The organism is Aliiroseovarius marinus (assembly GCF_004360145.1).
GTDB classification, from domain to species: domain Bacteria; phylum Pseudomonadota; class Alphaproteobacteria; order Rhodobacterales; family Rhodobacteraceae; genus Aliiroseovarius; species Aliiroseovarius marinus.
The window spans coordinates 179,839-203,187 of sequence record NZ_SAIT01000003.1 but is presented as its reverse complement, the minus strand read 5'-3'; the positions used below and the strand labels follow the sequence as shown (position 1 = coordinate 203,187).

At 59.4% G+C, this 23,349-nt stretch carries 19 protein-coding genes; 4 read left to right on the top strand and 15 right to left on the bottom strand.

Features of this window, described 5'->3' with window-relative positions; genetic code table 11:
• Positions 1 to 2 precede the first annotated feature (2 nt).
• Together ctrA and sciP are read right to left on the bottom strand one after the other, a co-directional pair.
• Positions 3 to 716: a response regulator transcription factor CtrA gene (gene ctrA / locus EOL43_RS10670; protein WP_133488357.1), complete on the bottom strand. Its 714-nt coding sequence runs from the start codon at positions 714 to 716 to the stop codon at positions 3 to 5.
• 95 nt (positions 717 to 811) lie between these two features.
• A complete protein-coding gene (gene sciP, locus EOL43_RS10665) occupies positions 812 to 1,090 on the bottom strand; it encodes a CtrA inhibitor SciP (protein WP_133488355.1) in 279 nt (92 codons plus the stop codon).
• A 123-nt stretch (positions 1,091 to 1,213) separates the two neighbouring features.
• On the opposite strand from sciP, the gene mnmA reads away from it, so the two are divergent.
• Positions 1,214 to 2,362 (top strand): tRNA 2-thiouridine(34) synthase MnmA, encoded by a 1,149-nt coding sequence (mnmA, locus tag EOL43_RS10660; RefSeq protein WP_133488353.1) that lies wholly within the window; start codon positions 1,214 to 1,216, stop codon positions 2,360 to 2,362.
• 5 nt (positions 2,363 to 2,367) lie between these two features.
• On the opposite strand, the gene lpxB is transcribed toward mnmA, so the two are convergent.
• From lpxB to EOL43_RS10620, 8 genes are all read right to left on the bottom strand, one after another.
• Positions 2,368 to 3,528 carry a lipid-A-disaccharide synthase gene (lpxB, locus tag EOL43_RS10655; protein WP_133488351.1) on the bottom strand — a complete coding sequence of 387 codons (1,161 nt, stop codon included), beginning with the start codon at positions 3,526 to 3,528 and terminating at the stop codon, positions 2,368 to 2,370.
• Complete coding sequence (locus EOL43_RS10650) at positions 3,525 to 4,337, bottom strand: LpxI family protein (protein ID WP_133488349.1); 813 nt, start codon at positions 4,335 to 4,337, stop codon at positions 3,525 to 3,527. Before EOL43_RS10650 ends, lpxB begins: the two co-directional genes overlap by 4 nt.
• 6 nt (positions 4,338 to 4,343) lie before the next feature.
• The gene (gene lpxA, locus EOL43_RS10645) at positions 4,344 to 5,141 is read right to left on the bottom strand and encodes an acyl-ACP--UDP-N-acetylglucosamine O-acyltransferase (protein WP_133488347.1); all 798 of its coding nucleotides are present in this window, start codon (positions 5,139 to 5,141) and stop codon (positions 4,344 to 4,346) included.
• 2 nt (positions 5,142 to 5,143) lie between these two features.
• Positions 5,144 to 5,608: a 3-hydroxyacyl-ACP dehydratase FabZ gene (gene fabZ, locus EOL43_RS10640; RefSeq protein ID WP_133488345.1), complete on the bottom strand. Its 465-nt coding sequence runs from the start codon at positions 5,606 to 5,608 to the stop codon at positions 5,144 to 5,146.
• 87 nt (positions 5,609 to 5,695) lie between these two features.
• Positions 5,696 to 6,307: an OmpH/Skp family outer membrane protein gene (locus EOL43_RS10635; RefSeq protein ID WP_166636236.1), complete on the bottom strand. Its 612-nt coding sequence runs from the start codon at positions 6,305 to 6,307 to the stop codon at positions 5,696 to 5,698.
• A 61-nt stretch (positions 6,308 to 6,368) separates the two neighbouring features.
• Positions 6,369 to 8,723 carry an outer membrane protein assembly factor BamA gene (bamA, locus tag EOL43_RS10630; protein ID WP_133488341.1) on the bottom strand — a complete coding sequence of 785 codons (2,355 nt, stop codon included), beginning with the start codon at positions 8,721 to 8,723 and terminating at the stop codon, positions 6,369 to 6,371.
• Positions 8,724 to 8,854: 131 nt separating this feature from the next.
• Positions 8,855 to 12,310 carry a transcription-repair coupling factor gene (gene mfd, locus EOL43_RS10625; protein WP_133488339.1) on the bottom strand — a complete coding sequence of 1,152 codons (3,456 nt, stop codon included), beginning with the start codon at positions 12,308 to 12,310 and terminating at the stop codon, positions 8,855 to 8,857.
• Between the two features lie 53 nt (positions 12,311 to 12,363).
• Positions 12,364 to 12,852, bottom strand: coding sequence for a component of SufBCD complex (locus EOL43_RS10620; RefSeq protein WP_240686531.1), 489 nt, complete (start codon positions 12,850 to 12,852; stop codon positions 12,364 to 12,366).
• Positions 12,853 to 13,070: 218 nt separating this feature from the next.
• On the opposite strand from EOL43_RS10620, the gene hemB reads away from it, so the two are divergent.
• On the top strand, positions 13,071 to 14,087 hold the full coding sequence (hemB, locus tag EOL43_RS10615; protein WP_240686530.1) for a porphobilinogen synthase: 1,017 nt from the start codon (positions 13,071 to 13,073) through the stop codon (positions 14,085 to 14,087).
• Positions 14,088 to 14,259: 172 nt separating this feature from the next.
• The gene (locus EOL43_RS10610; protein WP_133488335.1) at positions 14,260 to 14,826 is read left to right on the top strand and encodes a lipid-binding SYLF domain-containing protein; all 567 of its coding nucleotides are present in this window, start codon (positions 14,260 to 14,262) and stop codon (positions 14,824 to 14,826) included.
• 68 nt (positions 14,827 to 14,894) lie between these two features.
• Here the strand turns inward: EOL43_RS10610 and EOL43_RS10605 are convergent, their stop codons facing one another.
• Positions 14,895 to 15,767, bottom strand: a complete 873-nt coding sequence (locus EOL43_RS10605) for an NAD(P)-dependent oxidoreductase (RefSeq protein ID WP_133488334.1) — start codon at positions 15,765 to 15,767, stop codon at positions 14,895 to 14,897.
• A gap of 106 nt (positions 15,768 to 15,873) precedes the next feature.
• Between EOL43_RS10605 and EOL43_RS10600 the strand changes: the two genes are divergently transcribed.
• Positions 15,874 to 18,339 (top strand): penicillin acylase family protein, encoded by a 2,466-nt coding sequence (locus tag EOL43_RS10600; RefSeq protein WP_133488850.1) that lies wholly within the window; start codon positions 15,874 to 15,876, stop codon positions 18,337 to 18,339.
• A gap of 229 nt (positions 18,340 to 18,568) precedes the next feature.
• Here the strand turns inward: EOL43_RS10600 and hflX are convergent, their stop codons facing one another.
• From hflX to trkA, 4 genes are all read right to left on the bottom strand, one after another.
• The gene (hflX, locus tag EOL43_RS10595; protein WP_133488332.1) at positions 18,569 to 19,867 is read right to left on the bottom strand and encodes a GTPase HflX; all 1,299 of its coding nucleotides are present in this window, start codon (positions 19,865 to 19,867) and stop codon (positions 18,569 to 18,571) included.
• An 8-nt stretch (positions 19,868 to 19,875) separates the two neighbouring features.
• The gene (gene hfq / locus EOL43_RS10590) at positions 19,876 to 20,112 is read right to left on the bottom strand and encodes an RNA chaperone Hfq (RefSeq protein ID WP_133488330.1); all 237 of its coding nucleotides are present in this window, start codon (positions 20,110 to 20,112) and stop codon (positions 19,876 to 19,878) included.
• A 165-nt stretch (positions 20,113 to 20,277) separates the two neighbouring features.
• Positions 20,278 to 21,816, bottom strand: a complete 1,539-nt coding sequence (locus tag EOL43_RS10585; protein ID WP_133488328.1) for a TrkH family potassium uptake protein — start codon at positions 21,814 to 21,816, stop codon at positions 20,278 to 20,280.
• A gap of 9 nt (positions 21,817 to 21,825) precedes the next feature.
• On the bottom strand, positions 21,826 to 23,202 hold the full coding sequence (gene trkA, locus EOL43_RS10580; RefSeq protein ID WP_133488326.1) for a Trk system potassium transporter TrkA: 1,377 nt from the start codon (positions 23,200 to 23,202) through the stop codon (positions 21,826 to 21,828).
• Positions 23,203 to 23,349 lie beyond the last annotated feature (147 nt).

Genomic DNA, 23,349 nt, shown 5'->3' with positions numbered 1-23,349 from the left:
ACTTAGGCACCAATCGCAATCTGTGAATCCAGCTCGACCGGATCCGGATCACGCAGGACATAGCCGCGCCCCCAGACCGTTTCGATATGGTTTTCGCCACCGGTGGCCGTCGACAGTTTTTTGCGCAGTTTGCAGATAAACACATCGATGATCTTCAGTTCTGGTTCATCCAGGCCGCCGTAAAGATGGTTCAGGAACATCTCTTTCGTAAGAGTCGTGCCCTTGCGCAGCGACAACAGCTCGAGCATCTGGTATTCCTTGCCGGTCAAATGTACCGGGCGACCATCCACATCCACAGTTTTCGCATCGAGGTTGATCGAGACCTGGCCCGTTTTGATCACCGACTGTGAATGCCCCTTCGAGCGCCGAATAATTGCATGGATACGCGCAATCAGCTCTTCCCGATGGAAGGGTTTCGTCATGTAATCGTCTGCCCCGAAACCAAACCCTTTGATCTTGTTTTCGGTGTCGTCAGCCCCCGACAGGATCAGGATTGGCGTATCGATCCGGGCCATGCGCAATTGGCGCAGAACTTCGTGTCCGTTTATGTCAGGCAGGTTCAAATCAAGCAAAATAAGATCGTAATCATAAAGCTTTGCCAGATCGATCCCCTCTTCGCCCAGGTCTGTTGCATAGACGTTCAAGTTCGCATGTGTCAGCATCAACTCGATGCTGCGTGATGTCGTCGGATCATCTTCAACAAGAAGGATTCTCATAATGGGTTTCTCCGCATCTGGTTCTGTCTTGGGTTGAACATTGCGTGAAATGGTTAATCGCAGGTTACCCTATGAGAACTTTTAGCGAATACTACCTATGGTTGTCTATATTTTTGTAGTTCTGTGGCTTTCAAGGCAACTTCACCGTGATTTTCGACGGCCCTGAGCCATTCTTCAAGCTCTTCCTCCGACAGATCATACAACGAACAGGCCTCGTCATGCGTCAGTAGGCCATGACGTATCCCCTTGACTACGCGCGCTTTCCGGCTGGCAACCCAGCGGCGTGTGTCCTTTGGCGGTAGATCCGCGCGCGTCATGATCGACCCGTCTGGCAGGGTGACGGCGCGCGGCCCTTCTATTTTTTTTAGATACATGATGAACCCTCGCAAATGATCTGGACCGACCATGACGAGACAGGCTTAAAGATCTGTGAAGCGCCCCCTTGTTGTTCGTTCGAATTTTCCTATATTCCGATACGCTTTAAAAAGGATCCCAACATGTCGGTTAATGTAACGACTGCGCCTGCGCTGAATTCCCTTGGCATTGCCAAGTCCCCTGCTGACACGCGGGTTGTCGTTGCCATGTCCGGTGGCGTGGACAGCTCGGTTGTGGCTGCTAAGCTGGCCGAGGAAGGCTATGACGTGATTGGTGTCACGCTGCAGCTTTATGACCACGGCGCTGCGCTGGCCAAGAAAGGTGCCTGCTGCGCCGGGATTGACATCCATGACGCGCGCCGTGTGGCCGAAGATATGGGCTTCCCCCACTATGTGCTTGATTACGAAAACATCTTTCAGGATGCCGTGATCGAGGAATTTGCCGATAGCTATCTGAGCGGTGCGACCCCGGTGCCCTGCATTCGCTGCAACGAACGGGTGAAGTTCAAGGATCTGCTTGAGACCGCGCGCGATCTGGGCGCCGATTGTATGGCAACGGGCCACTATATCCAACGTGAGATGGGAGAACACGGCGCGGAATTGCACCGCGCCGCTGATCCCGTGCGCGATCAAAGCTACTTCCTGTTTTCGACGACACCCGAGCAGCTCGACTATCTGCGTTTCCCGCTTGGTCACTTGAAGACCAAGGCAGAAACTCGTGAACTTGCACGGAAATATGGGCTGGAGGTCGCAGACAAACCCGACAGCCAGGACATCTGTTTTGTCCCCGATGGCAACTATGCCGGTGTGATTGAAAAGCTGCGCCCCGGTGCAGCCGAACCCGGCGAGATCGTCCATGCGGATGGCCGCGTGTTGGGTACGCATGAAGGCGTCATTCACTACACGATCGGTCAGCGCCGTGGCCTGGGTATCGGAGGCCTGTCTGAACCGCTCTATGTGGTGAAGCTGGATGTGGACAACAAACAGGTCGTTGTCGGCCCGAAAGAGATGCTGGCGACCCGCATCGTGCCGGTGCGCGAGATCAACTGGCTGGGCGACGAGCCTTTCACCTCGCGCAAGGAATGGCATTTGGGCGTCAAAATCCGCTCGACCCGCCCCCCGCGCGAGGCGATCATCCACCCGATCTCGGACACGGAAGCCGAAGTGGAACTGCTGACACCCGAGGAAGGTGTCAGCCCCGGACAGGCCTGTGTGTTTTATGACATGGACGGGCCGCGCATCTTTGGCGGCGGGTGGATCTGGCGCGGGTGAAGCGCTTAAGCGATCGCTGCCAAAACCGACCGCGCGGCGCGTAGTCCGGGCGCTTCACCGCCTTTTCCAAGGCGCTCCATCGTCACCCGCATCGCCTCGTTCTGAGCTTCTGGCGCATCCAGAACCGCCAAAAGCGCTGGCGTGATGCGGTCTGGCGTGCAGTCCTTCCCAAGAAACTCTGGAATTGCGCGGGTCTCGGATACCAGATTGACCAGTGTCACCGTATCGATCTGTAACATCCGCCCAATCAGGAAGCGGCTAAGCCAATTCATATCATAGGCGATGACCATCGGTGTGTGCGCCGCCGCAAGCTCAAGGGACACGGTGCCCGAGGCCGCTAGCGCCACATCGGCCGCCTTGAACGCCGCCCGTTTGTCATCCTGCTGCGCGGCGGGGATCAGTATGGGCGACACAGACCATTTCGCGGTCTCTTCACGCACCAGACCCTCGACGCCTTGCGCCATAGGCAGCACCACCTGTAGCTCTGGTTTTTCGCGCTTGGCGTGGGCAATCACCTCGCCAAAGCGTTCGGCCAGACGCGAGACCTCGCCCTTGCGCGAGCCCGGCAGGACCAGCAAAAGCGGTGCGTCCCCAATGCCGTGGGCGTCACGGAAGGCCTGCGCCGCAGCGTCATCCGCCTGAGGTTCGGCCACGACCGGATGCCCAACGAAATCACAGCCCATACCCGCGGCCTGCATATAGGGTGGCTCGAACGGCAAGAGCGCCAGCACATGATCCACCCAACGGGCCATCTTGGCCGCGCGTTTCGGGCGCCAGGCCCAGACCGACGGCGCCACGTAATGCACAATGGGGATGTCATGGCCAAAGGTCTGACCCTCGACCTCTTCTTCCTTCACGATCCGCGCCACGCGCAGGCAGAAATCCGGGCTGTCGATGGTGATCAACACATCCGGATCCGCAGCAACGATGGCCTCAGCCGTTTCACGAATGCGGCGTTTTAAGTGGAAGTATTTCGGCGCGACTTCGGCAATCCCCATGACCGAAAGCTCCGACATCGGAAAGCGCGAGGTCAGCCCCTGCTCTTCCATCGCAACACCGCCGATGCCCATGAACTCAACATCCGGGCGCAGGGTTTTCAAGCCTTCCATCAAGGCCGCACCCAAACGGTCGCCGGATGGTTCGCCTGCAATCATAAAGACCTTCATGGCTGCCCCTTTCGCACGTCCAGAAAGAGATCATATTCAGCCAGCAGCGCTTCTACCTCGGCCCGGTCCAGCACGATCACGCCTTCTTCCAACACGATCCCCCCCAGACCAGCCGCGGCCACTGCACGTACTGTATCAGGGCCAATCGTGGGAATATCCATCCGCCCGTCCTGGCCCGGCTTCGGGCGTTTCACAAAAACGCCACGCCCCCCTTGTTTCAGGTGCTCAGGCGTCTGTCCGGCGAAGGCCAATAGCGCATTGGTCCCCTGAATGCTCTCAATGCCAAGACATTGCCCGCCTGCGATCACCACGCCCTGCGCGATGTCTTCGCCTGCCAATACGTCCAGCAATTGCCAGCCCCGGTCCGCATCAACGCGGTCCTGCGCGCTGGTCGCGCGACCGGCGTGACTGGCCTCGATGGCCAGCGCGGCGGTCACCTCTGTGGCGCCTACGACGGTGAAACCTTGCTCCTCGAACACCTCGGCCACAAGGCGCAAAAGCGCGTCATCGCCCTTGCCAAGCACCGCCTTCACACGCGGAAACAGCCCTAAGGTCATGCGATCCATGCGCAGGGGGTTCAGTTTGGGCCGATCCACCTTGCCCGCAAACACAACGCGTGCAACCCCTGCCCCGCGCATCGCCTTAAACAGCGCGCCGAGCTTCTCATAGCTCGCATCCACATGCTCAAACCCGTCCGGGACGGACACCTCGACGCCCTTGATCGTCACGAAAAGCGCGTCCGCGTTGGCCGCCGCGATTTTCTGCGGCAGCTCTCCGGTTCCGGCGATGATGGCAAGGCGGTCCGACATGGGCGCTTACTTCGGCGTCAGGAAGCCACGGTCGCTGTCGCCCGTGATGAACTCGACCATTTCACGCACATAGGCGCTGTCGCTTTCTTCGCCCAAACGCGCCGCGCGTTCCTGGAACGAGCCTTCGCCCTGTTTCAGCATCAGGAAAGCCGCGCGCAAAGCGGTGATGTCCGCCCGATCTACGCCACGGCGTTTCAGCCCGACAAGGTTCAAGCCGTCCAGCTCTCCACGTGGACCTTGGACCAACGCATGCGGCAACACATCTGCTGTGACCATCGACAGCGCGCCAATAATGGCCCCGCGCCCGATGCGCACCCATTGGTGCAGACCGGACAGGCCACCAACGATCACGTCATCTTCGATCACCACATGGCCTGCAACGGCCACATTGTTCACCAAGATCACCTTGTTGCCGATCTGCGCATCATGCGCCACATGGCAACCAGCCATAAACAGCCCGTCATCGCCCACGCGGGTGATATAACCGCCACCGGCCGTCCCGGTGTTCATCGTCACATGCTCGCGAATGCGGTTGCGTTTACCGATGATCAGCTTGGTGTTTTCACCGGCAAATTTCAGATCCTGTGGGATTTCACCGATGACGGAAAACGGAAACACCACGGTTTCGTCTCCAATCTCGGTGTCGCCGGTCACGACGACATGAGACTTCAGCTCGACGCCCTTGCCCAGCTTGACCTGAGGACCGACCGTACAAAGAGGTCCGATGTGACAGTCAGCGCCAACAACGGCGCCATCTTCGATAATGGCGCTGGCGTGGATCTTGGCCGAGGGATCAATCCCCATAATCAGCCCTTTCCGCCGGTGACGTCGATCATCGCCATGAACGTGGCGGTACAGGCGATCTCGCCGTCCACTTTGGCCACGCCGTCAAACTTCCAGACTTTTGCGCCACCGCGCACGGTGGTCACTTCCAGCTCCAGACGGTCGCCCGGAACCACTTTGCGACGGAACTTCGCGGTGTCGATGCCCATGAAATAGACCACGGCACCCGAGCCAACCAGATCCAACGAAAGCGAGACCATCACCGCCGAAGTCTGAGCCATCGCTTCGATAATGGTCACGCCCGGCATGATCGGAAGACCCGGGAAGTGGCCTTGGAAATGCGGCTCGTTCATCGTGACCATCTTGATGCCACGGGCAAATTCACCTGCGCGGATGTCTTCAACCTTGTCCACCAGAAGGAAAGGATAGCGGTGGGGGATACATTCCTGAATAAGCTGAATATCAGCTGTGCTGGGCACGTCGACCATGTCTGTTTTTCCTTCTGTCCCGGCGCTTTTCACGCCAATTGTCTGACATCATTGATTATCAGCCCTGCGAAGGCGAAACAATCCGATTCAGTTGTTGCTGGCACCTTCCGGCGCGGGGCTTTCTGGCGCGTCAGCGGGGGCCTCATCACCTGAATCGTCCGTCGGCGCGTTGGGGGTCGATAGACCGTCCCCAAGTTCCTGATCGATCCGGCGAATGGCCATGTCCGTGATGTCGATGTTCTGCGTCGCAAGCAAAATAGCGCGTCGGTCAAGGATGACGACGGCCCCCAGCTCGCGCACCATGCGGCCCAAGATCGGACCGATACGTTCGAAGAAGGCAGTCTGCTCGCGTTCCAAAACACGCACGAACTCTTGCTCGCGCACTTGACCTTCGGCGCGCAACTCATTGACCTTTTTATCAAAAGCGTCCGCCAAAACACGGAAAGAGGTCGGATCCAGAGAGCTGCGCTGCTCGGTCAGCAGCTTTTCTTCCTGCGCCAGCGCAGCTTCCGCTTCGCGGGTTTCTTGCGCCAGACGCGTACGTTCAACCTCGACCGTTGCCACAACACGCTGACCATAGGCCGTTTCTGAAAACAACCTTTGGCGATCGATCGTCACGATCTGCGAGACGGACTGCACGCCTACTTGCTGCGCCTGTACGGCTGACGGCAGGATCACGCCACACATTGCTGAAGCCAAAGCAACACCGCCGATCAGGTTCCGAAAAAAAGTGCCCCGGATTATCCGAGGCACTCTGTGATCAGAACTGAGCCGAAATCGTGAGCTCGAAGTTGTTTTCTTCGTCATAGCTTTCCTTGGCCAGAACCTTGGAGTAGTTGAAGCGCAGCGGACCGATCGGGGTATCCCAGAAGATCGACGCGCCGATGGACGACCGCAGTTGCGCGCTATCATCGATGGCCCCACCAAGGGTGTCATCCAGACCCCACAGCGTACCAGCGTCAACAAACAGACCGCCGGTGATACCGTATTCTTCCGGCAGACCCAGCGGGAACTGCGCCTCAAGACGGGCCACGGCAAACATGTTGCCGCCCAGCGTGTCTTGGTTCGTTGCGGTCAGGTCACGGGGACCAAGACCGTTGGTCGCGAAGCCACGCAGCTTGGACGGGCCCATGCGGAAACGGTCCGTCACGCGCGAGCTTGCGCCGTTCAGGCTGGTCAGGAAACCACCTTCAACCGTCGCCGAGAGCGTGACCTCGTCATTCCAGACCTTGGTCAGCGCCTGTGCCAGCGCTGTGGCTCGGGCATATTGATAGTCCGCACCGATACCGCCGATATCACCGTCCAGTTGGAACAAGTACCCACGGTTCGGGTCCAAACCGGTGCGGCGCGTGTCATAGCTGTACGAGAAGCCGACACCGCCACCAATCTGGCGACCACGAGCTTCGTCCGCCTTCAGCAAGTCCGAGCTGTCCGCGTTAACGTCAGTCACTTCCGTCCCGTCTGCATAGACGCGCAGACCAAGGCGCGAATATTCGTTGATCGGGAACGCGATGGATGGACGGAACGCCAGCGAGTTCGTGTTGTAGAACGACGACGCTTGGTCGGTGGACTGGTAATAGGTCTCGAAACCGAACTCCAGATCACGGCCCAAGAAGGCCGGTTCTGCAAACTTGAACGAGAAGCTCAGGCTGTCATCGGTGTTCTGGAAACTTGCCGAGATATACTGACCTCGCCCCAGGAAGTTGCGTTCCGTGAAGGCCAGGTTCAGACCAAAGCCGTTTTCAAGGCTGTAGACACCACCAAGGCTCAGCGAGCCGGTTGGTGCTTCTTCGACATCGACGTCGATAACAACCTGATCGGGGGCAGAGCCGGGGCGCGCGTCCACTTGCGCGTCGGCAAAGAACCCAAGGGCGCGCACGCGTTCGGTTGCCTCGCGAATTTCACGCGGGTTGAACGGGTCGCCTTCGACCACGCGGAACTGATCGCGCACAACGCGGTCCAGTGTGGTGGCGTTGCCCTCAATATCGATGCGTTCAACAATGATGCGCGGGCCACGGACCAGAACCAGTTCGATGTTCAGAAGCTGGTTGCGTTCGTCACGGGTGACACGCGGGTCGACGCGAATGAAATCCAGACCTTTTTGGATGGCAAGACGCTCCATCCGGGCGATCGCATTGTCCAGCTGAGCTGGGCTAAAGACGTTCCCGGATTTGATGTTCTGCGCCGCATGGAAATCTGCGGTGTCCACGCCCTCGACTTCAGAGACGGTCGTGATCTCGCCAAAGCGGAATTGCTGGCCTTCCTGAACCTTGAAGGTGATGAAGAAGGCGTCGCGCTCGCGCGAGAACTCGCTGGTTACGCCAGTGGTTTTGAAATCCACATAGCCGCGCGACTGATAGAAGTCCTTCAGAACCTGCTTATCAAACTCGATCCGTTCCGGAACGTAGGAGTCGCGCTGGATCAGCGCACGTAGGATGCCGGCTTGCTTGGTTTCCAGAACCCGACGCAGACGCGCATCCGAGAACTTGCGGTTGCCCACGAAGGACAGACGTTCAACTTCGGTGTTCTTGCCCTCGATCACTTCGAAAACCAGATCCACGCGGTTGTTGGCACGACGAATAATTCTTGGGGTTACACGGGCGGCCAAGCGGCCTTGTGCTTGATAGACCTCGATAATGGTCTGCACGTCTTGCTCGGCGGTTGCAGGGCTGAATACCTGACGCGAGCGTGATTTCAGCAGGTCATCGAAGACCTCATCCTTGACCCGGCGGTTCCCTTCGACCGAGACGACGTTGATGGTCGGATATTCACGGACCTGTACGACCAGAACATTGCCACGCGGGATGACTTTGACGTCTTCGAACAGACCGGACGCGACAAGGCGCTGGTAGCCGTCATTCAGCTGTGCGGCGCTGACCGTCTCGCCCTGAGCGATTCCCAGATAGGACAGGATGGTTGCAGCCTCAATCCGCTGCGTGCCTTCGATCTCGACCTTAGTGAAAGAATATGTCTGCGCCTGAGCGGGCATCGGAAGGGTGGCAGCCCCCCCTGAAATTGCTAGCAAAATTGCCAATCCACTGCTGCTGGCCAGTCCTCTCAGCGCTTTAAATGCGGTTGTCCCGGCTGCGCTGCCAGACCCCTCGAAAAATGCCATGTTTCTATCTTTCTTTAGACATCCCAGTGCCCACGTGGATAAGGGGTCAGTACCGCCTTGTCAAAGCGCGAAACACGGTGTTTGCAAGGTGTTGCACATCTGGCCGCCTTGGGGCGCAAATCCTGATCGGATTAGGCTTTCTTTTCTTGTGCCTTGGCCTCTTTCACCTTCATCGCCAGATCCTGCGCAATCGCAAAGGCCCCGCGGATCTTGTCCGAGGTTTTGCGCCAGTCGCGTCGCACAACAATTTTGTTGTCGCGCACCTTCGCCAGACCGTTCTGCGCCTGAATAAACTCGACCAATCCAACGGGCGAGGCAAACTTGTCGTTGTGGAACTGAATCGTCGCCCCTTTCGGCCCGCCATCCAGTTTGGCAATGCCCGCACGCTTACACATGCCTTTGATGCGCACAATCAGCATCAGGGTGTTCACCTCTTTCGGAAGTGGGCCGAAGCGGTCGATCAGCTCGGCGGCAAAGCCTTCCAGCTCGACCTTCTTGGACAGTGATGACAGGCGACGATAGAGGCCTAGACGCACATCAAGATCAGGGACGTAAGTATCTGGGATCAATACAGGAACGCCAAGGTTGATCTGCGGTGCCCAACTGCTGTCCGCGTCCGACAGACCCTCCAGCTGACCCGACTTAATCTTGGCAATCGCCTCTTCTAGCATCTGTTGGTAAAGCTCATAGCCCACTTCACGCATTTGGCCGGATTGCTCTTCACCCACCAGATTGCCGGCACCGCGAATGTCCAGATCCTGCGAGGCCAGTGTGAACCCAGCCCCCAGCGTATCCAGAGACCCCAGCACGCGCAGGCGCTTTTGCGCGGTCTGCGTCAGGGGCACGCGCGGTTTCGTGGTCAGATAGGCATAAGCGCGGGTTTTCGAGCGCCCCACCCTGCCCCGGATCTGATAAAGCTGCGCCAGCCCGAACATATCCGCGCGGTGCACGACCATCGTGTTCGCGGTCGGTATGTCGATGCCGCTTTCGACAATCGTCGTGGCCAGCAGCACATCATATTTTCCGTCATAGAAGGCGTTCATGCGGTCATCCAACTCGCCCGCCGCCATTTGACCGTGGGCTGTGACGAAACTGACTTCTGGAACGTGGTCCTTCAGGAAGGCCTCGATGTCTGGAATATCCTTGACGCGCGGCACCACGTAGAAGCTCTGCCCCCCACGATAATGTTCACGCAGCAGCGCCTCGCGGATGGTGACGCCGTCGAATTCCGAGACATAGGTGCGGATCGACAGGCGGTCGACGGGCGGCGTGCCAATGATCGACAGATCGCGCACCCCGGACAAGGACATCTGCAGCGTACGCGGGATTGGCGTGGCCGAGAGCGTCAGGACATGCACGTCGGAACGCAGCTCCTTCAGCCGTTCTTTGTGGTTCACCCCAAAGCGCTGTTCTTCGTCGACAATCAAGAGGCCGAGGTTCTCGAACCGCACATCTTTTGCCAACAGCGCGTGCGTGCCGACAACGATATCCATCGTACCGCGCGACATGCCTTCGCGGGTCCGTTTCGCCTCGGCCTGCCCCACAAAGCGCGACAGTTGCCCGACATTGATGGGAAAGCCCCGGAAGCGTTCCGAGAAGCTTTTAAAGTGCTGGCGCGCCAACAACGTGGTCGGCGCGATCACCGCGACTTGCTGGCCCGACATAGCGGCGACGAATGCGGCACGCATAGCCACCTCGGTCTTGCCAAAGCCCACATCGCCGCAAACCAGACGATCCATCGGACGGCCCGAGGCCAGATCCTCGATCACATCTTCAATGGCGGACAGCTGATCGTCGGTTTCCTGATACGGGAACCGGGCCGAGAACTCTTCCCACGCGTGATGCGGGGCTTCCAGCGTCGGCGCCTTGCGCAGCTCGCGTTCGGCAGCAAGCCGGATCAGCTTGTCCGCGATCTCGCGGATGCGCTCTTTCAGCTTGGCTTTCTTAGCCTGCCACGCGCCGCCGCCCAGCTTGTCCAGAAGGCCGGTGTCTTGGCCAAACTTGGACAGAAGCTCGATGTTTTCGACGGGCACAAACAGGCGATCCCCGCCCGCATATTCCAAGGCGAGGCATTCATGCGGCGCACCCATCGCAGTCACGGTTTCCAACCCGTTATATTTGCCGACCCCGTGGTCAACGTGAACGATCAGATCCCCCGGAGACAGGCTTTGCGCCTCGGTCAGGAAGTTCTCGGCGCGGCGTTTGCGCTTGGGTGCGCGGATCAAGCGGTCGCCCAATACGTCTTGCTCCGAGATCACCGTTAGCCCCGGCCCCTCAAACCCGTGCTCCAGCGCCCAGACCGCCAGATAGATACCACCCGCAGCATCCGGAACATCGCGGAAATTTGTGATCACTTGACTTGTGATCACACCTTCATCGGCCAACAATCCCTGCAAACGCTCCCGTGCGCCTTCCGAATAGGACGCAACGATGACAGACGTTTCATTTTTCGCTTCAATATGATCCGCCAGAGACTTGAAAAGGTTAATGTTCTCTTGCTGGCGTTCCGGAGAGAAGTTGCGCCCGATCCGTCCGCCGCCATCGACCACACCCGCACCTGTGGGCTGCGGCAATGCCGTCAACTGGACCACACGACGCCCATCAAGCGCGGTCGCCCACGCGGGATCATCCAGATACAGCAGATCCGGCGGACAAGGCTTATAGACGCTGTCCATCCGGTTCTTCGCGTTCATCGCAATCTTGCGGGTCTCATACTGGTCGGTAATCGCCTCCCACCGGGCAAGGCGGGCGGGATCCAACCCGTCATCCAACATCACCGAGGCATCGGGCAGATAGTCAAATAGCGTTTCCAGTTGTTCATGGAAGAACGGCAGCCAATGTTCGATACCCTGATGCTTGCGCCCAGCAGACACGGCCTCGTAAAGCGGATCGTCCGACCCAGCGGCGCCGAATTCAATGCGATAGTTCTGCCGAAACCGCGTGATCGCGGCCTCGTCCAGAATGACCTCGGACACCGGGGCAAGCTCGATCCCCTTTAGGCTTTCCGTCGTGCGTTGGGTGGCCGGATCAAAGCGGCGAACCCCATCCAACACGTCTCCGAATAGGTCCAGACGTACGGGGCCGCTTTCGCCCGGTGGGAAAATGTCGATGATCCCACCACGAACGGCAAAATCCCCCGGCTCCATCACGGTTGGGGATTGCGAAAAGCCCATGCGCACTAGAAACGCGCGCAGGGCATCGACGTCCAACAGGTTGTCCACACTGGCGACAAAGCTGGCCTCGGCCAGAGTAGCCCGCGCAGGCAAGCGTTGGGTGACGGCGTTCAGCGTGGTCAGAAGGACAAACCGCCCCTTGATCTGCCCCGTCGCCAACCCGGCCAAGGTCGCCATCCGCGCCGCAGACACGTCCGCATTGGGGGACACGCGATCAAAGGGAAGACAATCCCAGCCGGGGAACGTGACACAGGTCACGTCCGGCGCAAAAAAGCCAAGTGCCGCCTGCATCGCCGCCAGCCGCTTTTCATCCCGCGCCACATGAACAACCGGCCCGCCAGACCGGTCGAGTTCCTTCACCAGAAGGGTCGCGTCAAAGCCCTCGGGGGCACCAGAAAGAATAAGCTTGTCCATGCGGCGGATGTATCCGTGCAGTTAGGGCCACGCAAGGGGCGGGTCGGTCAGGATTACCTCAGTACGCCATTGGAAAGGTTGTGGTTGATACCCCAAAGCGCGGTGATCAGGATGGCAAGCATTCCAATCAATTGCACCATCAGACGATGCCGCAGCAGGTAACGGCGCAAGGCCTCTCCTTCAAGTGCTTGGCTTTGGATCGTAATAGCTGTTCGTGCAGAGAGCAGTCCGACAATCACCATCGGAAACATCAACAGAAACACGGCTTGGGCGAACTCTATGCCATACCAAAACCCAAGTATGATCAGGGACGTCAGCACGGCCGACGCAACGGCAATCAGGGACATTCCAGATTGGTCGGACAGCGAAGTGATGCGGTTGCAGTTCACGCGCACAATGGTCTCGAGGTCCTCTTGTGCCTCGCCTTCCACACGCCCAGCACGCTGTATCATGTCATAGGGCACGCCCACCACCCAATAGCTGGCCATCGACCACGCCACGGCAAGCCCAATCCAATACCACAGGTTGGAAAAAGACCGCATATCAATGATTTCGAAAAGGGTGGCGTAAATATCCAACTTTGGTTCCCTGCTGGTGGTCCTAATGCGTTTCACCCTAGCGTTGGGGCGGGGCCTGTGCCAGCGGGAACAGCCGGGAGAACGGAAAATTGCGGACTTGTGAACTGAGCGGACCCGTGGCAGGAAGTTTCAGATCACTTTTATGGCCCTGACACGGTCAAGTCACAGCCAAGGAGAGCCTCGTGAGCCGCATTCCTCAGCCCAATACAGTCGCCCCCTTCCCCGCCACACGCCTGCGCCGTTCGCGGTCATCCGGCGCGTTGCGCGATCTGGTGCGGGAGAACACGCTGACGGTGGCAGATCTTATCTGGCCGGTTTTCGTGGTCGAGGGCGAGAATGTGGAACAAGAGATCCCCTCGATGCCCGGTGTGACCCGGAAGTCGGTGGATCTTGTGGTAGAGGCCGCGCGCGAGGCGCATGCATTAGGCATTCCGGCAATTTGCATCTTCCCCTATACGGATTCCGCGCTGAAGACCGAAGCCTGTGAAGAGGCTTGGAACCCTGACAACCTGTCGAACCGCGCCATTCGGGCGATCAAGGCCGCTGTGCCCGAGATCGCTGTGATGACCGACATCGCGCTTGATCCCTATAACGCCAATGGCCATGACGGGATTGTGCGCGACGGTGAGATCGTGAATGACGAAACGGTCGAGGCGCTGGTGAAGATGGCGTTGGCGCAGGCTGAAGCTGGCGCTGACATTCTTGGTCCGTCCGACATGATGGACGGGCGCATCGGCGCCATGCGCACCGCGATCGAAGCCGCTGGCTATCACAACCTGACCATCATGAGCTACACCGCGAAATATGCGAGCGCCTTCTACGGCCCGTTCCGCGACGCGGTCGGGGCCTCGGGCGCGCTGAAGGGTGACAAGAAGACCTATCAGATGGACCCCGCCAACAGTGACGAAGCCATGCGTCTGGTGGAACGCGACCTGCAAGAGGGCGCAGATATGATCATGGTCAAGCCCGGCATGCCCTATCTGGATATCTGCCGGCGCGTGAAAGACAGCTTCGGCGTGCCGACCTTCGCCTATCAGGTGTCAGGCGAGTACGCGATGCTGATGGCTGCGTCGCAAAATGGGTGGCTTGATGGCGACAAGGTGATGGCCGAAAGTCTGATGGCGTTCAAACGCGCCGGTTGCGACGGCATCCTAACCTATTTCGCCCCGCGCATGGCGCGCCTTCTGGCCGAGGGCTGAGCCCACATATACCGCAAGCGAAATTTCGCAGGACTGCTTAGTTCTGGGTGACAGCTTACCGCTGATCCGCTATATTTTGTGCCAAAGCGGACACAGATCCGCGTTCGAGCAACCCGGTCGATCACATGCCTTGGCGGTATGGCGGCCCAGCATGAGGCATAAGGGCAAGAACATGCAAATTTCGAAATTTACGCGACGTGGACTTCTGGCCGGTATGGTCGGCGCAGGCATGGCGCTGGCCGCCTGTGACAACAGCGTTGGCTCCAACGGTGGTGCGCGGATCGACGCACGCGCCGATAGCACCCTGACCTATCTCTATAACCGCTATCCCGATGCACGTCAGTTGGCCGAGAAATCCTCCGGACAACTGGTGATGCCACTGGTGACCGAGGCCGGCTTTGGCCTTGGTGGTGCCTATGGCCGTGGTGCTCTCCGCATCAATGGCGTGACGGTGGATTACTATTCATTGACCCAAGCCAGTGCGGGTCTTCAGATTGGCGCGCAGCAATTCGCCCATGTCCTGTTCTTCATGACCGATGAAGCGCTTCAGGACTTCCGTGCGGATGCAGGCTGGGTGGCCTCGGCTGACATCAAATACGCCTTCCAGAACGAAGGTGACCGCCTGACGGCAGACACGATCACCTCGTCCTCTCCGGTTGTGGCCGTGGTGTTCGGGCAGGCTGGTCTGATCGCAGGTGCGTCGATCGAAGGCGCGAAATACACCCGGATCATCCCCTGATACGATCCATATCCAGAAATGCTTAGGGCGGCCTTAGAGCCGCCCTTTTTCGTTTTGTGAGGTTACGTTTAATCGAGGGCGCGCAGCCGTTTGATCAGGCTCGACGTGTCCCAGCGACCGCCACCCAGCTTTTGAACATCCTTATAGAACTGATCAACCAGCGCCGTGACCGGCAGGCTGGCGCCGTTCTCGTTTGCTGTGTTCAGACAGATCCCCAGATCCTTGCGCATCCAGTCCACCGCAAACCCGTGGTCAAAATGGTCGTCCGCCATGGTTTCGTGCCGGTTCACCATCTGCCAGCTGCCCGCAGCACCACCTTGGATCACGTCGACGACTTCGCGGATGTCCAAACCGGCTTTCTCAGCAAAGTGCAGCCCTTCCGACAGGCCCTGCACCAGCCCGGCAATACAGATCTGGTTCACCATCTTGGTCAATTGCCCCGCGCCACTTTCGCCCAGACGTTTCACCGTGCGGCCATAGGCCTGCATGATCGGCTCGGCCGCGTCATAGGCAGCCTGATCTCCGCCACACATGATCGACAGGACACCGTTTTCGGCCCCAGCCTGACCACCCGACACGGGCGCATCCACGAAGAACACGCCAGCGGCTTTGGCTTCCGCATAAAGTTCGCGCGTCACAGCCGCGGACACTGTGGTGTGATCTACGAAGATTGCCCCGTCTGTCATGCCAGCCAGCGCACCTTGATCCCCCAACACGACCGAGCGCAAGTCGTCATCATTGCCCACGCAGGCCATGACAAAATCGGCTCCCATCGCCGCCTCGCGCGGGGTCGAGGCCCATTTGCCACCATGTTCCTTCGCCCAGGCCTCGGCCTTGGCGGTTGTCCGGTTGTACACCGTGACCTCGTGACCCTGCGCAACAAGGTGACCCGCCATCGGATAGCCCATTACGCCCAAGCCTAAAAACGCACATTTTGCCATACCAAGACCCTTTCGTTGAATTCCCATTCAGTTCACAGTAGTTACCGCTCACGAGGGCAAGTTCAACCTGCGTTTCTGACGCATGGTCCAGAAATTAGGTTTGCATATGGGCAAAATCATACTGTGGATGATCCGCGGCACCGCCGCATTGGTAGGATTGGCCGTCGCGATTATGGGGCTGGTTTACTATTTGGCATCGCAGTCCCTGCCCGACTATGACGTGACCCGCGAAACGCCCGGCATCACCGCCCCGGTCGAGATCATCCGCAACAACGCCAACATCCCGCATATTCTGGGTGAGAATGACAGCGATGTCTTCTTCGGCCTTGGGTATGTGCACGCACAGGACCGCCTGTGGCAGATGATGATGATGCGTCGCACCGTGCAAGGCCGCCTGTCCGAGATGTTCGGCCCGCGCACCCTAAAAACCGACGAGCTGATGCGGCGGCTGGATCTGTATACGCTGGCGCGTGGATCGCTTCAGTATCAGGACGAAGATACCAAGGCGGCGCTGTCGGCCTATGCGTCGGGTGTGAATGCCTATCTGGCGCGGGTGAACTCCGAGGCTTTGGGCCGTGGTGCGCCAGAGTTCTTCCTATTCTCAAACGAAATCTCGCCGTGGCAGCCCGTCGACAGTCTGGCGATCCTGAAGCTGATGGGCGTGCAACTGGCTGGCCAGTTGGAAGAGGAAGTCCTGCGCGCCCGCGTCTCGCTTGCCCTGCCCGAGGACCGCGTGCGGGACATTCTGCCGGACATGCCGGGGACCGGCGTCGCGGCACTGCCCGATTACGCAGCCCTGTTTGGCGAGGGCGTCCCGCGCTTTGCGGTCCTCGACACGCAAGACCGCCCGGACCTCTGGCCCAGCCCCAAACGCGGCTTTGCGGGGGCATCCAACGGATGGGCCGCTGCCCCAACCCGTTCGGCAGCGGGTGGCACGCTTTTGGCCAATGATCCGCATCTTGGCTTCTCGGCCCCGTCGATCTGGTATCTGGCACGGTTGGAACTCAGCACGGGCGGCGTGATTGGCGGGTCGATCCCCGGCCTGCCCCTGATCATGGCCGGCCGGACGGACGGGTTTGGCTATGGCATCACGTCTTCCTATCTGGACGATCAGGATTTACATCTTGAGAAGCTGAACCCAGACAACCCGGACGAGGTTCTGACCCCCGACGGTTACGCCCCGATCAAAACGCGCGGAACCATCGTACGGGTCAAGGATGAAGCGCCGGTCACGGTAACCCTCCAGTGGACCGACAATGGCCCGATCCTGCCGTCCGAGATGTATGATCTTGGGCTAATCACACCCGTGGGACACGCGATGTCCCTGTCCTGGACCCTTCTGACCGAAAAAGATCGCTCGATGAGCGCCGGGATCGGCTTGATGCGCGCCAAGACCGTGATGGATGGGATTGCCGCCGCCGCGGATTACGTCGCGCCCAGCCTAACCCTGACCATGGCGGATACAGGTACGGTCGCCATGAAGGTGATCGGCGAAATGCCGGGTCGCAGCCCACGCCACCAGACGCAGGGCCGCATTCCCAGCCCGGGATGGATCAAGGATAACCAGTGGGGCGTCCCGTTCAGCTACAGCGCCAATCCGGAATTTGTACAGCCGTCGGGCGGGATCCTTGGCAACACCAACAACAAGATCATCGACCGGCCTTTCCCGGCGCATATGAGCTTCAACTGGGGCGACAGCCAGCGCATTCAACGCTGGCAACGCCTGATGCAAGCGCGCGAGGTACACACGCGCGACAGTTTCATCGAGGCCCAGCTGGACAGTGTGTCGGTCACAGCGCGGACGCTGTTGCCCTTGGTTGCCGCTGATCTGTGGTTCACGGGCGAAGCCGCCCCCGCTGGAACACCGGAACGCGCACGCCAAGATGCGCTTGGGCTGCTCGCCGACTGGAATGGTGAGATGAGCGAGCACATGCCCGAGCCGCTGATCTATTCCACATGGATGCGCGCGCTTCAGAACCGGCTGATCCGGGACGAGCTTGGCCCCTTGGCTGCGGCCTTCACCCATGTCGACCCTGTCTTTATGGAGCGCGTCTATCGCGACATCGATGACGCGTCGGTCTGGTGCGATGTAATCCAATCCGCCGCAACCGAGACCTGCACTGACATTGCCCGCGTGGCGCTGGACGACGCGCTGTTGTGGTTGTCCGAAAACGCAGGCGGCAAGCAGGAAAGCCTACGCTGGGGCGACTATCACCAAGCGGTCCACAAACACGCCGTTCTGGGCGATGTGCCCTTCCTGAAGTGGTTCGTAAACATCCGCCAGTCGACCTCGGGTGGGGACAACACGCTTTTGCGCGGGCTGACTGCGGGCACGGGCCAGAACCCGTTTCAGAACGTTCACGGGGCGGCCTATCGCGGCGTTTATGACTTCTCGGACCCCGATAGTTCACTCTTCGTGACCTCGACCGGGCAATCCGGCCACCCCTTGTCGCGTCACTATGACGATCTGGGCGAGCTATGGCGGAGGGGCGAGTTCACCCCCATGTCGCTGGATCCCGATCTGGCGCGTGCCGCGGCGGTTGGGGTCACGCGTCTGGTTCCACGTCCCTAACTCCTCTCGACCGTTATCTCCGGGGGGAAACACAGGCGTTCTTTTCCCCTTATTCTATGGCCCTCACAGTCGTAGTTAGGGACACGGAACATCGAGTGCAGCATCACATTGCGCCCCTGCAGATTGTCGTCCGAAACGCCATCTAGCGCGTCCCCACAACTGGACGATGATTGGCCACTCACGGCCAGAAGGTCACCCATTCGGGTGGCCTTCGAACATTTCAGGGGGACTAAAGTGCTGCGTATTCCGCAGCCTGCCGATCTGTCCAGGTCACGGTGATCTTCCAGCCGGTCTCGCCGGGTTCGTCGCCTTCGACGATGCCTTTTTCAAACAGCCACGCGCGCTTGCGTCCGTCCGAGAAGGCAAGGTCCAACGTGACAGTCTTGCGCGGCTCGTCCAAAGCACGGTCGATGGCGGCGATCAGATCGTCGAACCCTTCGCCGGTAATTGCTGATAGGGTCAAGATGTCGTCGTGACGTGCTGCCTCGCGACGGCGCGCGTCGGCCTCTTCCTCGTCCAGCAGATCCAGCTTGTTCCAGACCTCAAGCTGCGGTGTGTCTTCATTCACGCCCAGCTCGGCCATGATGGTGGCAACATCCTGTGCCTGCTCATCCGTTCCTTCGTGGCTGATGTCACGTACATGTAGGATCAGATCGGCGGCCAGCACTTCTTCCAGCGTGGCGCGGAAGGCGGCAACCAGTTGCGTCGGCAGGTCCGAGATGAAGCCCACCGTGTCAGACAGGATCACCTTGCGCCCGCCACCCTGCCCCGGCGTCTTGCCCAAGGCGGGCAGCTCGATCTGGCGCATGGTCGGGTCCAGCGTCGCAAACAGCATGTCTTTCGCCAACACCTTTGCCCCGGTCATCCGGTTGAACAGCGTCGATTTGCCCGCGTTGGTATAGCCCACCAGCGCGACAATCGGGAACGGCACCTTGGCGCGGGCGGCGCGGTGCAGCTCGCGAGTTTTCACGACCTTTTCCAGCTGCTTGCGCAGACGGGTCAGTTGGTCGTCAATGGCGCGACGGTCAGCCTCGATCTGGGTTTCACCGGGACCGCCCACAAAGCCAAGCCCGCCCCGCTGGCGTTCAAGGTGGGTCCACGCACGAACAAGGCGGGTGCGTTGATAGGACAAAGCGGCCATTTCGACCTGCAACACACCTTCACGGGTGCGCGCGCGGTCCGAGAAGATTTCAAGGATCAGGCCCGTCCGGTCGAGGATCTTGACCTTCCATTCCTTTTCCAAGTTGCGCTGTTGCACCGGGCTGACCGGCCCGTCGATTAATACCAGATCAACCTCGGCCGCTTTCAAGCGCTGGCTAAGGTCATCAAGCTTGCCTTTGGAAAACAGTTTGCCGGGATGCGGATCGCGCAGACGCACGATCTCGGCGCCCTCAACTTCAAGATGAGGGAGCGCCGCCGCCAAAGACACGGCTTCTTCCAACGCGGGACCAGCGGTCCGGCGGTTGGGGTCTGAAGTCAGTTCCGGGTGAAGGACCCAAGCGCGGGTGGCCTTCTCCTCGCGTTCAATGAGGTCTGTCAGCTTTCTTCGCCGTCATAAAGATTGATCGGTTGGCCCGGCATAATGGTCGAGATCGCGTGCTTATACACCAGCTGCGACTGGCCATCGCGACGCAGAAGGACGCAGAAGTTGTCGAACCAGGAAATCACACCCTGAAGTTTTACGCCGTTGATCAGAAAGATCGTCACGGGAACTTTGGATTTACGCACATGATTCAGGAATGCGTCCTGCAAGTTTTGCTTATCGGCAGCCATTTTTATTGCCTTTTTTGTTTCGTGCTGCCGGAAAACGGCAGGAATTTCACCTGATTGTCACTATGGCTTGCTCTTTTGGCGGTTTCCACCCCCAATTTACGTCGGTTCAATTCGGGTATGGCATGTAAACAACAGACACTGGTGATCTGGTTGGGAGCGCCCCCGCTATCGGCGCCAGATCTCGGGGCTAAGCAGCGCGATGATGGCAAGCGTTTCTAACCGCCCCAAGATCATCGCCGAAGCCAAAACATACTTCGCAGCATCGCTGAGATCAACAATGGACAAGGGTTCGGCGCCAGCAATGTCGACCACTGGCCCCGTGGTGGTTAGCGTCGCGATGGTCAGGATTGTCGCGCTTTCAAAGTCCTGACCGGTCAAGGCAAACAGGGCCATGATCAGAGCAACGGACAGCGCCATCAGCATGAAGAACACCCAGGCCATATAGGCACCGCGTCCACGCAGGTGGCGTGCCTCGGTTCCGGATCCGCCGACCGAGCTGGGATGGACCAGCTTTTGCATCTCGCGCAGCCCGTGCAGGTACAGCGCATAAACGCGCATCAGCTTGGCCCCGCCCGCGGTGGTGGCCACCCCGCCCCCAATCAGCGCCAGCCCCATTAGCAAAAGCCCCGGCGTTTCTAGCCCTGACCAGTTCGTGCTGGCCTCCCACGCCTGGCTTTCAAACCCAGACGTAGTAAGGAATGACAGCACGGTGAACAGCGATCCCCAAATCGCGGTCAGGCCGGCGCTTAGCGTCAGTTCTTCGTCTACTTCATACGCCCCGATCCAATGCCGCAGGAACAAAAACAAGGTCAGTGATACGATGATCACGAAGGCCAATCGAATTTCCGGATCACGCCACAGCGACGGGATTTCGCTGTGTTGCATATCGCTCGCAAAGGTCTGCCGCGAAATGGCAAAGATCAGGAACACGGCGATCATGACCTCGCCACCAAAGCCAGACACGCCCCCGGACAGCCCGCCGACCGGAGAAATCCCGCTGGTCGCGAGTGTAGACATCGCATGGCACAGCCCTACAAAGGGTGTTTCCCCGGCAATCACCAAACCGATCCACAACGCTGCCGTCAAACCTGAATAAATCGGCAGCAAGCGCACCCCATAGGTTCTGATCCGGTCCGAGAAATCCGCCACGCGGGTAATCTGGCTGTGTCCTGCCCCCAAACGCGTATCCAGCGCCGAGCCACGCGCGCCAAACCGCGTGCGGACCTCGAACCCGCCAAGGGCCATCGGGGCCAGAATAGCAATGGCGCTGACCCAGATAAAAAAGCCGCCCATCCAGCCCACCATGGCCCGCCACAGATGCAACGATTGCGGCAAGCGGTCGGGATCCGGAAACAAAGTCAATCCGGTGGTCGTCAGGGCCGACACCATTTCCACATAGGCATTCAAAAACGTGGTCGTCCGCAGCGCTTGGTGAAACGGCACGGCCAGCATGATCGGCAGCAGCACAAACAGCCCTAAAAGCGCCATCAAATGTCGACGGTGCCTTGTGGATCTTGGCCGATCCGCCATCGCAATCCCAAGAAAGAAGGTCAGGAACCCAAAAAGCAACGCGCCATACAGAAACACCCGCCCCTGATAGTACTCCTCGACCGTCCACGCGAAACCGGCGGGCAGCAACATCGCCAGAACACTGATCCCCATCAGGATCACAAGCAGCGGCAATTTGGTGATCTGGGTCAGCATGAGCGCGCCTTAGAAGAAGTCGATCGAGACCTGCAGCAGACGCTCTACTTCGGGCACGTCATCTGCCATGCAGAACAACGTCACCACATCGCCCTCGTCGATCCGGACCGAGCCCGCGGGCTTGACCACAGTCTCGCCCTTCATCAAGGCGCCCACAAGGACGCCCTCGGGAAAGTCCACATCACGGATCGCCTTGCCTGCGATGGGTGAGGTCGACAGCACCTGCGCCTCGATCACCTCGGCTTCCGCATCGCCCAGCGAATAGACCTCGCGCACTTTCCCGTGTCGGATGTGCCGCAGGATCGAGCTAACCGTCTGTGTTCGCGGGTTGATATAAGCGTCGATGTTCAGAGGCTCCATCAGCCCCACAAGCGTCGGGTCATTGACCAGAGCGATGGACATCGCACAGCCTTCGGCCTTGGCGCGGACCGAGGACAGAAGGTTGACCTTGTCGTCATCCGTCACCGCCAGAATGGCATCCGCACGCGGAACGCCCGCCTCTTTCATCAACTCGCGATTCATCCCGTCGCCATGCAAAACCACCGTGCGTTCCAGCGTATCTGCCGCACGTTCGGCCACATCGCGGTTCAGTTCTATCACTTTGGCGCGGATGCGGTCGGTGCGGGTCTCAAGCTCGCGCGCAACGGCAAGCCCCACATTGCCGCCACCAAGGATCACCACACGCTCCTGTCGTTTGGTCGACTTGCCGAAGACCTCTAGCGTGCGATTCACATCCTCTGTTTTTGTGAACACATAGATCTGGTCGCCTGCAAACAGCTGGTCGCCGGGTTCAGGTGCAAACAGCCCTTTGTCGCGACGCACACCGACCACGATGGCGCTGAGGGTGGAAAACAAGTCCGTCAACTGGCGCAAAGGCGTGTTCAGAACCGGGCAGTCGACGCCCAACTGAATCCCCAACAGCTGCACCTTGCCGCCCATGAAGCTTTCAATATCAAAGGCCGAGGGCGCCTGAATACGCTTCAGAACCGCCTCGGCCACTTCACGTTCGGGGCTGATGACCACGTCGATCGGCAGGTGATCGCGACGATAGAGGTCGGCATAAATGGCGTCCAAATAGCTTTGCGACCGGATGCGCGCAATTTTGCGCGGGATGGAAAAGACCGAATGCGCCACCTGACAGGTGACCATGTTCACCTCGTCCGAATAGGTCGCCGCGATGATCATATCCGCGTCGCGCGCATTGGCGCGGTCCAGCACGTCTGGGTGCGAGGCGTGACCCGCAATCCCCTGCACGTCCAGCGTATCGGTCGCGCGCGCCACCAGCTCGGGGTTGTTGTCCACAACGGTCACGTCGTTCTTTTCGCCCGAAAGGTGGCGGGCGATCTGCCACCCCACCTGCCCTGCACCGCAAATGATAACCTTCATCCGGCTCTCCTTAGAACGCGTTCCTGCATCGTGTCAGGTGCCGCTTCGACCGCATGTGACATGCATCGTCCTGACGAAGGGATGGCAGATGGGCGCGGCAGGGTCAATGGTCCCGGCCGCGAGGGAATGTGCATGCGCCCAAGCGGT

Excerpts from the sequence above, each read along its gene's own strand:
- hfq (WP_133488330.1), bottom strand. The coding sequence starts at position 20,112 with ATGGCTGCCGATAAGCAAAACTTGCAGGACGCATTCCTGAATCATGTG.
- EOL43_RS10650 (WP_133488349.1), bottom strand. The coding sequence starts at position 4,337 with ATGTCGGACCGCCTTGCCATCATCGCCGGAACCGGAGAGCTGCCGCAG.
- EOL43_RS10620 (WP_240686531.1), bottom strand. The coding sequence starts at position 12,852 with ATGCGGTCTTTTTCCAACCTGTGGTATTGGATTGGGCTTGCCGTGGCG.
- lpxA (WP_133488347.1), bottom strand. The coding sequence starts at position 5,141 with ATGGGGATTGATCCCTCGGCCAAGATCCACGCCAGCGCCATTATCGAA.
- mfd (WP_133488339.1), bottom strand. The coding sequence starts at position 12,310 with ATGGACAAGCTTATTCTTTCTGGTGCCCCCGAGGGCTTTGACGCGACC.
- EOL43_RS10610 (WP_133488335.1), top strand. The coding sequence starts at position 14,260 with ATGCAAATTTCGAAATTTACGCGACGTGGACTTCTGGCCGGTATGGTC.
- EOL43_RS10605 (WP_133488334.1), bottom strand. The coding sequence starts at position 15,767 with ATGGCAAAATGTGCGTTTTTAGGCTTGGGCGTAATGGGCTATCCGATG.
- sciP (WP_133488355.1), bottom strand. The coding sequence starts at position 1,090 with ATGTATCTAAAAAAAATAGAAGGGCCGCGCGCCGTCACCCTGCCAGAC.
- lpxB (WP_133488351.1), bottom strand. The coding sequence starts at position 3,528 with ATGAAGGTCTTTATGATTGCAGGCGAACCATCCGGCGACCGTTTGGGT.
- bamA (WP_133488341.1), bottom strand. The coding sequence starts at position 8,723 with ATGGCATTTTTCGAGGGGTCTGGCAGCGCAGCCGGGACAACCGCATTT.
- mnmA (WP_133488353.1), top strand. The coding sequence starts at position 1,214 with ATGTCGGTTAATGTAACGACTGCGCCTGCGCTGAATTCCCTTGGCATT.
- EOL43_RS10585 (WP_133488328.1), bottom strand. The coding sequence starts at position 21,816 with ATGCTGACCCAGATCACCAAATTGCCGCTGCTTGTGATCCTGATGGGG.
- EOL43_RS10600 (WP_133488850.1), top strand. The coding sequence starts at position 15,874 with ATGGGCAAAATCATACTGTGGATGATCCGCGGCACCGCCGCATTGGTA.
- trkA (WP_133488326.1), bottom strand. The coding sequence starts at position 23,202 with ATGAAGGTTATCATTTGCGGTGCAGGGCAGGTGGGGTGGCAGATCGCC.
- ctrA (WP_133488357.1), bottom strand. The coding sequence starts at position 716 with ATGAGAATCCTTCTTGTTGAAGATGATCCGACGACATCACGCAGCATC.
- fabZ (WP_133488345.1), bottom strand. The coding sequence starts at position 5,608 with ATGGTCGACGTGCCCAGCACAGCTGATATTCAGCTTATTCAGGAATGT.